Here is a 10,408-nt window from a genome sequence, read left to right as displayed (position 1 = left end):
TCGCGTTCCTTATGGAATTGGCAAAAATCAAAACTATCAAACAGACGCCCTTAAATGGAAATAAATTAAGATTAATTTTAATTTTTTGTTTTTTAATTCCAAATTTAGCTTTTGGAGCTGAAACTGCAGAAGGTGTCCTAAATATATTACGCAACGGGCTTTTATCATGGACTCCTCTTATTAAAACCGCTTGTTTATGGGTATTTTTTACTTTAGTCGTTATTGATTTGGTTTGGACTTTTGGTTTAAAAGCTTTAAGCGGTTTTGAATTTGGGGAGTTTTTAGCTACCCTTATTAAAAAAATCATCTATATTGGAATATTCATATTCTTATTTAATGTAGATTACTGGCTTCAAATCATTTTTAATAGCTTTTCGCAATTGGCTACAAATGTAAATAATGGACTTGATATTTATCCAAGTAATATTATTCAAAATGCTTTTAAAATTGTTATGATAATTTTAAAATCTATGAGTGTAACAAGCCCTGGAGAAAGTTTTTTTAAAGTTATTTCTGGAATTATTATTTTAATAGCTTTTGTGCTTATGGCGATTGATTTGCTTATCGTATATCTCAAATTTTTCTTAATGAATGTAATTATATATTTTGCTTTGGCGTTAGGTGGTTTAAACCATTTTAAACAAATAGGCTTAAATCCTATAACAACAGCCATTAAAGTTGGAATAGAACTTTTTATGATACAAGGTTTGATGGGATTATGTATTACAATAATAGAAAAAACATATAATGAAATGGATCAAGAAATATCATATGAAATTACATTAGCTGTTCTTGTTACCTCTCTCATCTTCTGCATGATTACAAAAATGATTCCTGGTATTATAGAAGCTGTATTTAATGGTAGTATTGGAGAAAGTGCAGGGGCTGCTGCAGGTTTTAGGGCTGTTGCCACCATGGCAGCAGGGGCTGCTACGGGTGCAGCTGTAGGAGCTGTCGGTGTTACTCGTGCCATGAACGCAGCTAAAGAGTTACATTTAGCAGAAGGTGGTAAAGGTGGAATGGATCTAGTTAAAGGCGTAGCAAAACATTTAGCAACTTCTGGAGGAGAGCATTTAAGAGATAATCTTACAAAAGGCAGAATGCCTCATCAAATGGCTAATCGCTTACAAGAAAAACTTAAAGATATACAAGGAAAAGCAAGTGAAGGCGGTATATCATCTGGAACACCAAAAGAAGAAAGTTATCAATCAGGAGTAAATCCTAATGCTATGTAATAATAAAACCAATGCAAGGGTGGTAAGTTCTTGCAAAAGTTCCATTATGGACTCCTACTTATTTGGTTTCCACCCACACACCCAACCAAATAGCCAAAAAAAAGCTCAATTCCTATTGAAAGAATTGAGCGAAACACATTATAAACAGGTTGTGAAACTTTTAGTCCATCTACCAAATGGATTAAATTAATTATATCACAAAAAGGAGTAAAAAATAATGAATATTTTTAGGCAAAAGCAAAAGATAGAAAAGAATGAGTTTGACACTTCAAGCAATCCTTATCTTAATGCAAAAACCGAATGGCTAGAAAGATACGGCGATTATATCACTCGTGCTAAAAACTGGCAAATTGTAGCGATGATCAGCTTAGCTATGTGCTTCGTATGTGTTCTCTTTATAGGCTATATCGGCTCTCAAAACAAACTTATACCTTATATTGTAGAAGTTGATAAACTAGGAAATACAGCTAAAGTAGGCATGGTTCAAAATATTGATTTAAAGAATCCAAATGTCATAAAGTATAGTCTAAATACTTTCATTTATTCTTGGCGTTCTGTTTGGGGGAATCCACAAACTCAAAGAAAATTTATATTTGATGCTTACACATATGTAGAACCAAAATCTAAAGCATTTAATTTTTTAAATGAAGAATATCGTAAAAATAATCCTTTTGAACGAGCAACTAAAGAAAATGTGCGAGTTAAAATTAAAAATATTGTCCCTCAAAATATTGATACTTGGCAAGTTGAATGGGAAGAAACAACTACAAATTTAAATGAAGATATTCTTTCTAAGGAAACTTATAGAGGATTATTCCAAATCAAACAAATCGTTCCTACAACTGAAGAACAAATTTTAAAAAATCCTTTAGGGATTTTTATTACAGATCTTAATTTTGCAAAAATTTTATAAGGAGTTAAATATGAAAAAGTTTATTTTTAATACAAATACAGCCACAAGGGAAATCCACCACACCCCAACAAGTGGGGCAAGACTAAAAAGCCTTGACTATAATTATACAAAGGAGTATAATTACAACTATGATGAATTTTATGGCATTCATCTTAGCTCCTTTAGGGGCTTAGATTTTCGCCACAAGGGTGATGACCTTGTGGCAAACACCCCAAAAAATTATATTCAAAAACTCAAAAAACTTTCTTTAATTGCGTCTTTACTTTTATTTATTGGTAGTAGTGCATATGCTAACAATCTAAATGAAAGAGATTTTGCAAATCTCACACCAAAAGAAAAAAAAGATTTAGCAATAGCTCAAAAATGGATAAATTCAAAAACCACTACTATACAAGGAAATAATGGAGAAGTAATTTTTCTTTATGGCGAAGCTATGCCAAGCATTGTAACTGCACCTTTAAGACTTACTGATATTTCTTTAGAACCTGGAGAAGTGATTAAAGATGTTCAAATAGGCGATAGTATAAGATGGGCTATATCTTTAAGTATTAGCGGGGAAGAACCTTATTTAGTTTCTCATATTATCGTTAAACCTACGGATAAAAACCTACAAACAACCATGAACATAATGACAAATAAACGAGTTTATCGCTTAAATTTAATATCTGAAGCTAAGAAATTTATGCCTGCAGTTTCATTCAATTATACAAATCAAATCATTCATACACTAGAAGATTATAAAAACCAAATGAAAGCAAAATCTGAAGCTAAAAATTTCTATAAAACAAAAGATGATGAAATTCCAAGCAATATTGAAAATTTAGACTTTGGTTATAGTATTGAAGGTAATGCACCTTTTAAACCTTTAAGAATTTACAATGACGGCATAAAAACTTATATTCAAATGCCAAAAAATTTAAAATTCTATGAAGCACCCGCACTTATGATTTTAGATTCTAGTAATGAAAAACAAATTGTAAATTATCGCTTAAAATATGATACATTTATTGTAGATAGACTTTTTAATAAAGCAATTTTACTTTCAAATGTAGGCTCAAAACAAGAAAAAATTACAATCACAAAGCATTCTAACAAAGCCAATCAAGATATAGTCAATAACGTGCTTTACGATTTATCACTTCAAAATAAAAATAAAAAGGATAATAAATGAGAATTTTATTTTTGGCGTTAATCGCTTTATTTATAACTTCATGTGCAAAAGTCAATTCAGAATATTTTACTTCTAGCTTTTCGGTTAAAGAAACAAAAATAAATTACGACAAAATCGCTGATGATTTTTCGCAATTTATCATTTCGTATTATTTGCCTAACAAAACTACATTTTATTTCAGTGACATAAATGACAATAAAGCATTTTCGGATTATTTTGTAAATACATTAAGAAATAAAGGTTATGCAATTAGCAACGATCATTCGAGAAAAAATTTAACCTTTCTAAGCTATCAGATTTCGCAAATTGATAATGAAAATGTAATTGCAATATTTAATATCAATGAAAGTAAAATCAATGTGATTTATAAAATCATTGAAAACAAGCTTGTAAAAATAAATATGACAAGTTTTAATTTTACTCCGCAAAATTAAAGGTTGAATTATGCTTGAAATTAATACTTCACCAAATAAATTTTTACCAAAAAATAATAAAAGACTTTCTAAAGTCCCTATTATAATATTATTTACTATTGCTGTAATCGTATTATTTAGCGTATTTTATGTAGCTTTATCAAGAAAACAAAATTTAGAAAAGCAAGCTACACAAACTGCACCAAAAGAAGAAACACAAAGCACAAGTAAAATTGAAAATATTGCTTCTTATGTTGATGAATTATCACAAACTAAACAAATAAAAGAACAAAACTCAACCTTACAGCCTGTTAATAATACTATCCCTATCACTCAACAAGTTCAGCAAGAAATCAAGCCTCAACCTATACAAACACCTATTCTTATGCAAAACAATGAAATAGATGAAAGAGAATTAAGATTAAAAAAAGATATGCAACTTAAAGCTTTAATCAGCCAAACTTCTTTAGGGATTAAAAGTGAAATTCAAGAAAAACCAACAATAGGTAATCATTTTACCCCTTCTCAAACCGATTACCCTAATATTCCAAATGATCAAGTCAATACAAGTGCAGGATTAGGTGGATTAGATACCAATGCAAATAAAGATGCACAAGGTCAGCAATTTTTATCACAAAAAAATGACAATGGGTATTTAAAAAACTCGAAACAAAAACCATTAAGTCCTTATGAAATTAAAGCAGGGTGGAACATTCCCGCTGTTTTAATCACAGGAGTTAATTCCGATTTACCAGGTCAAATATTGGCACAAGTAACACAAAATGTTTATGATACTTCAACAGGTAAATATCTTTTAATCCCACAAGGCACTAAAGTTGTAGGAGCTTATTCAAGCAATATCATTTATGGACAATCAAGGCTTTTAGTAGCTTGGAATAAGCTTATTTTTCCAAATGGAGATACATTAAATATCGATAGTATGCAAGGAACTTCACAAGATGGATATACAGGATTTGAAGATGAAGTAGATAATCATTATTTTAGAATTTTTGGTTCTGCATTTTTACTTTCTTCAATAACTGCAGGAATTGCATTATCTGATAATTCTAGCACAAACGGAGAAAAAGAAACCGCTTCGGATAAGGCTATTTCCCAAGCAATTCAACAAATGGGACAAGTTGCAAGTGAGATGATAAGAAAAAATATGAATGTTAGCCCTACTTTAAAAATTCGTCCTGGATATAAATTTAATATCTTTGTAACTAAAGATATTATTTTAGAACCTTTGGAGCTTAGATAATGGATAAATTGTTAAAAGAGCGTAGAATTATTATTTTTGGTAATTTATTTTGTATTTTTATTTTGGTGTTTTTTACTTATATTAATTGGAACAATTTGTCAATGTTAATTCCTGCTTGGATTGTTATAAGTATTTTAGAAATAATTTTAATGATTGCTTATTTTTACAATAAAAAAGGCATTCAAAATTATAAAAATAATATTGAACTTTATAAAAATTTATCAAAGGATTTAAACAATGATTGATATTGCTTTAATTGAACAATGCAAAAATCCAAATGTAGAAACACAAATCATACAAAAAATTATTCAAATAGAAAGCAATAATCAACAATTTGCAATTAATATTAATAAAATAGGATCTTTCATTCCAAAAACAAAAGATGAAGCAAAAACACTAACGCAAAGTTTTATCAACAAAGGTTATAGCGTTGATATTGGCTTAATGCAATTTAATTCAAATAATCTTAAAACTCCTACATTTAAAAATTATAGCATTGATGATCTTTTAGATCCATGTAAAAATATTAAAGCGGGTAGTGATATTTTTTATTTGGCGTATGAGATGACAAATGAAAATCTAGCAAAGGAGGAGCGTATCAATCAAGCATTAAGTATTTATAATACTGGGGATTTAAAAAAAGGATTTTCTAATGGCTATGTAGCTAAATACGATTCAACAGCAAAAACCATAGATAATTTAGAAGAAAAAGCAAGAAAATCGGATACGAGAATTAAGATTGCTTATAATCTTTTCAATTTACAAACACAAAAAAAGGAGTAAAAATGGAAAATGAAAATTTGGAAGAGAATAAACCTACACAATTTGATGATAATGAGCCAAGCTTATTTGATAACTTAGAAGATGAGGAACAAGATAATGATTAATAATATTACAATAGGCGGAAGATTAACAGCTGACGCTGAATTAAGACACAGTAATCAAGGTAGCATAATATGCACTTTTACTTTAGCAAATAATAGAAAATATAAAGAGATAGAGAATTCAACTTATATCGAAGTATCTCTTTTTGGTTCTTTTGCTAATGCCATGCACCCATATTTAAAAAAAGGCATTTCAGTTGATGTGGTTGGAGAACTAACTCAAGACACTTGGGAGCATGAAGGAAAAATTTACTCAAAACACCGAATAAAAGCAAAAGAGATAGATTTTAGAACACCAAAAAAAGAAAAACAAACAATACCTAATATTGAAGAAGGAGAAAATTATGAAGGATTTTAAAGAATTAGAAACAATACCAAATTTCAGCTATGAAATTGATCCGCTAACTGCTGAAGAATTAGGTGCATTTGAAGAAAATGCTTTAAGTGAAGAAGATGCCAAAGAAGGCATAGAAGATCAAGGATAACTCTATGAAAAACAAAGACTTTATCCAAGAAACAGCTGATAAAATTATAGAAAGTTTAAAAAATGGAACTGCACCATGGATTAAACCTTGGAAAGGTATCGATTTAGCTAATAACATGCCTTATAATCCTATTACAAATAAGCCTTATAATGGCATAAATAGTATTAATCTAATGCTACAAAATTATAGTGATCCTAGATGGCTTACTTATAAACAAGCACAAAGTATTAATGCACAAGTTAAAAAGGGTGAAAAATCTACTTTAATTCAATATTGGCAATTTAGCGAAATAGTTGATAAATTAGATGAAGAAGGCAATGTTATCACAAATGAAAAAGGAGAAGTAGAACAAATCGAAATAAAATTAGAAAATCCTAAAGTATTTTTCGCTTATGTTTTTAACGCTGAACAAATCGAAAATATGCCAAAACTAGAACCAAAACAAGAAATTGATAATTTTCAAATAATTAAAGAGGCACAAAAAATTTTAGACGATTCAAAAGCGATTATTCATCATCAAGGAAATAGAGCTTTTTATAATGCTACAAATGATACTATTACACTGCCACCAAAAGAAAATTTTTTAAATGAAAGTGCTTATTACGCAACTGCTTTACATGAATTAGGACATTGGAGCGGTCATTCAAGTAGATTAGATAGAGATTTAAACAATCCTTTTGGTTCTAAAGAATATGCCAAAGAAGAATTAAGAGCCGAAATTGCAAGTTTTCTATTTAATGGTAAAATTGGTTTAGATTATGATCCAGGACAACATTTATCATATATTGATAGTTGGGTGCAAATTTTAGAAGATAAACCGAATGAAATTTTTAAAGCTACCTCCGACGCTACAAAGATTGTTAATTTTATTGAAAGTCTTTCTTTGGAGCAAAAACAAAAAATAGAGCTTGAAAACTCAAATACACAGAAACAAGAGCTTACACAAGATAAGGAGTTAAACTTGGTAACTAAAAAAACTTACCTATATGTTCCATTTGAAGAGAAAGAAAGTGCTAAAAAAGCAGGTGCAAAATGGGATAAGGAAGCTAAAATGTGGTATGCTCCTAAGGGAACAGATCTAAAAAATTTCAATCAATGGTTAAATCAATCATCATTAACACCAAACTATAGCAATACGCATGATGAATTTAAAGCTTTTTTAGAAAAATATGAACTCAACATTGAAGGACAACCTATAATGGACGGCAAACTTCATCGAGTTAGTGTTATAGGAGATAAAGGAAGAGAAAAAAGCGGAGCTTATGTAGGATTTTTAAACGGACACCCTGCGGGATTTGTGCAAAATTACAAAACTGGTATTAAAGAAAATTGGAAAAGTGCTAATTCTTTTGAAAATACTAAAAATCAAGAAATAAACTTTAAAAATGCAATAGAACATAATAAAGCAATGAAAGAAGCAAGAGAAAAAGAACTTGCACAAGCTTATGAAAAAACAGCTTCAAAACTTGAAGAAGAATACAATAACGCAAGGTGGGCTAATTCAGAACACCCTTATTTAAAAGAAAAAGGATTTGATAAAAATTTCTATCTTAAGCAAGATAAAAACGGTAATTTATTAATTCCTTTAAGAGATATTGAAGGCAAATATTGGGCTACACAAAGGATTTTCGCTAATGGTGATAAAATGATAGGAGCTACACGCACAGCAGAAGAAAAAGAGCAAGGCATAGAATACCCTGCAAAAAAGCAAGGCAATTTTTTCTTACTTGGTGCAAAAAATTTAGATAATGTCAATGAAGTTTATATTTGCGAAGGATTTGCAACAAGCGCTAGTGTTTATGAAGCTACAAAATCCCCTACTATAATGGGAGTAGATGCTGGGAATTTAGAAATTATCGTAACAAGTATAAAAGAAAAATATCCTAAAATGAATATTATTATTGCAGGGGATAATGATATAAAAAAAGAATTAAACGGCAATAAGAATGTAGGCAAGGAAACAGCTTTAGGCATACAAAAAAAATATCCCGAAATAAAAGTTGTATTACCAAATTTTACAAATGAAGAATCACAAAAAGGCTTAAGCGATTTTAATGATTTAATGAAAAGCAGGGGATTAGAAGAAATTAAAAAACAATTAAAAGAACAAATTGCAAAGCAACTAATGGCTGAAAAAGCTACTACTAAAGCACTGGATAAGAATAAAGGCATTAATAAAGAAATTTCAACTAAAAAAGATATAGGGATTTCTTTATGAAAAAACAAACTAATCAAGCTTTAGTTTATATGTTAGGGCTTATTGGAATTTTCCTAACATTTACTATTATTAGCCAAATTGCAACGCAATATTTAGCAAAATCGTTTAATTACTCCCCTAGCTTAGGTGAAACTTCACTTTATGGATTTTATAATCCTTTTAAGTGGATTTCTTGGAGTTATGCTTATTATTCTTTTTATCCTGATTTTTTCAAAAAATTTTTTATGTTAATGTTTGCAGGTGTTGCATTTTGTTTTATTGTTTTTATTTTGGTGAAACTTGCCTTTTTGCGTAAAGCAAAAGCAATAGAAAATCTTCATGGATCGGCACATTGGGCTACTTTAGAAGAAGTCAAAGAAAGTGGCGTATTTGATAAAGATAAAGGTGTGTATATCGGTGGTTTTGAGCACAAAAAAACACTTCATTATTTAAGACACGATGGTCCTGAACATGTAATGCTTTTTGCACCTACAAGAAGTGGTAAAGGTGTAAGCTTACTTTTACCTACACTTTTATCTTGGGAAGAATCTGCACTTATTTTTGATATAAAAGGTGAGTTATGGGCTTTAACTGCGGGTTGGAGACAAAAATACGCCAAAAATAAAGTATTAAAATTAGATCCTACTTGTTTAGATGATAGTGCCGTAAAATTTAATATTTTAGAAGAAATAAGATTAGAAACAATGCACGAGATTAAAGACACTCAAAATATTGCAATTAATCTCATTTTCAAAGGCGAAACTCCCCCTACTAATCCTACTCAAGGTAGCACATCTTATTTTAAAAGTGAAGCAGCAAATTTCTTAGTTTCAATTATACTTTATGCTTTGCATTTAAAAAAATATCGAGGTGAAAATACCCCAAATCTAACTGATATTTATAAATTCATCAATGATCCAAATCAAAGTATCGATGAGCTATTAGAAGAAATGGTTGAATGCGATATTTCCACGATGGATAAAAACACCCAAGAAATTATACAAAGCATATCAAGATCAATGAAAAATAAAGCCACTCAAGAATTAAGCGGTGTAATAGGAACAGCTTCGGAAACTTTAAATCTTTATATTGATCCTATCTTAGCAAAGAATACAGCAAAAAGCGATTTTAAAATCAAAGATTTAATGAATCATGATAACCCTGTTAGTCTTTATTTGATCATTCCACCAGGACAAAAAGATAGACTGCGTCCTTTTTTTAATTTACTCATTAATCAAATCTTTAGAACTTTAACTGATGATTCTTTAAGTTTCAAAAATGGGGAAAATGTCAAAAGATACAAACATAAAATGTTAGTGTTAGCTGATGAGCTAACTATGTTTGGAAAATTAGGAGTGCTTGAAGAAAATCTTGCTTATATGGCAGGATATGGAATGAAGTTTTACGGATCTATTCAAGATATTCAACAACTTTATTCTATTTATGGTGAAAAAGAAACAATTATTTCAAACTGTCACATAAGAATAGCCTTTGCACCAAATAAAATCGAAACTGCAAAACTCTTATCTGAAATGGGCGGAATTACAACTATTATTAAAAAATCTCTTACAAGTTCTGGAAAAAGAACTGCAGTAATGCTTGGCAATGTTAGTGAAACTATACAAGAAGTGCAACGCCCTTTAATTACAGCTGATGAGTGTATGCGATTGCCTTCAGCTAAAAAAGATAAAGATGATAAGATAATCGCTCCTGGTGATATGTTAATTTTTATAGCAGGTCAAGCACCTATTTATGGAAAACAAATTTTATACTTTAAAGATCCCGCATTCTCTGCAAGGTCAAAAGTAATGCTGGATAAACAAATCAGCGATATTTTATGATACAAAAG

The 10,408-nt window shown here is 29.8% G+C and carries 11 protein-coding genes; all 11 read left to right on the top strand.

Going from position 1 to position 10,408, the window contains the following annotated elements:
- Positions 1-11 precede the first annotated feature (11 nt).
- The 11 genes from trbL (at position 12) to AJN58_RS00145 (ending at position 10,400) form a co-directional block, all read left to right on the top strand.
- Positions 12-1,235, top strand: coding sequence for a P-type conjugative transfer protein TrbL (gene trbL / locus AJN58_RS00190; protein WP_070264946.1), 1,224 nt, complete (start codon positions 12-14; stop codon positions 1,233-1,235).
- A 217-nt stretch (positions 1,236-1,452) separates the two neighbouring features.
- Positions 1,453-2,148: a VirB8/TrbF family protein gene (locus AJN58_RS00185; protein ID WP_002907783.1), complete on the top strand. Its 696-nt coding sequence runs from the start codon at positions 1,453-1,455 to the stop codon at positions 2,146-2,148.
- 10 nt (positions 2,149-2,158) lie between these two features.
- A complete protein-coding gene (gene trbG, locus AJN58_RS00180; RefSeq protein WP_186820933.1) occupies positions 2,159-3,319 on the top strand; it encodes a P-type conjugative transfer protein TrbG in 1,161 nt (386 codons plus the stop codon).
- Positions 3,316-3,753 carry a hypothetical protein gene (locus AJN58_RS00175; protein WP_070291894.1) on the top strand — a complete coding sequence of 146 codons (438 nt, stop codon included), beginning with the start codon at positions 3,316-3,318 and terminating at the stop codon, positions 3,751-3,753. The genes trbG and AJN58_RS00175 overlap by 4 nt, the downstream gene beginning before the upstream one ends.
- Before the next feature lie 10 nt (positions 3,754-3,763).
- The gene (locus AJN58_RS00170) at positions 3,764-4,993 is read left to right on the top strand and encodes a TrbI/VirB10 family protein (protein WP_070291892.1); all 1,230 of its coding nucleotides are present in this window, start codon (positions 3,764-3,766) and stop codon (positions 4,991-4,993) included.
- Positions 4,993-5,238: a hypothetical protein gene (locus AJN58_RS00165; RefSeq protein ID WP_070291890.1), complete on the top strand. Its 246-nt coding sequence runs from the start codon at positions 4,993-4,995 to the stop codon at positions 5,236-5,238. Before AJN58_RS00170 ends, AJN58_RS00165 begins: the two co-directional genes overlap by 1 nt.
- The gene (locus AJN58_RS00160; protein ID WP_070291888.1) at positions 5,231-5,776 is read left to right on the top strand and encodes a transglycosylase SLT domain-containing protein; all 546 of its coding nucleotides are present in this window, start codon (positions 5,231-5,233) and stop codon (positions 5,774-5,776) included. Before AJN58_RS00165 ends, AJN58_RS00160 begins: the two co-directional genes overlap by 8 nt.
- A 96-nt stretch (positions 5,777-5,872) precedes the next feature.
- On the top strand, positions 5,873-6,235 hold the full coding sequence (locus AJN58_RS00155; RefSeq protein WP_002907809.1) for a single-stranded DNA-binding protein: 363 nt from the start codon (positions 5,873-5,875) through the stop codon (positions 6,233-6,235).
- Positions 6,222-6,362 (top strand): hypothetical protein, encoded by a 141-nt coding sequence (locus tag AJN58_RS10010; protein WP_019109038.1) that lies wholly within the window; start codon positions 6,222-6,224, stop codon positions 6,360-6,362. Before AJN58_RS00155 ends, AJN58_RS10010 begins: the two co-directional genes overlap by 14 nt.
- Before the next feature lie 4 nt (positions 6,363-6,366).
- Positions 6,367-8,580, top strand: coding sequence for a zincin-like metallopeptidase domain-containing protein (locus tag AJN58_RS00150; protein WP_070291886.1), 2,214 nt, complete (start codon positions 6,367-6,369; stop codon positions 8,578-8,580).
- Positions 8,577-10,400, top strand: coding sequence for a type IV secretory system conjugative DNA transfer family protein (locus AJN58_RS00145; protein ID WP_070291884.1), 1,824 nt, complete (start codon positions 8,577-8,579; stop codon positions 10,398-10,400). The genes AJN58_RS00150 and AJN58_RS00145 overlap by 4 nt, the downstream gene beginning before the upstream one ends.
- Positions 10,401-10,408: the final 8 nt, after the last annotated feature.

This window comes from Campylobacter sp. BCW_4321, from assembly GCF_001763075.1.
Taxonomy (GTDB): Bacteria; Campylobacterota; Campylobacteria; order Campylobacterales; family Campylobacteraceae; genus Campylobacter_D; species Campylobacter_D jejuni.
Note: the sequence above shows the minus strand (reverse complement) of the source record. Positions and strands in the feature narration are given on the sequence as shown.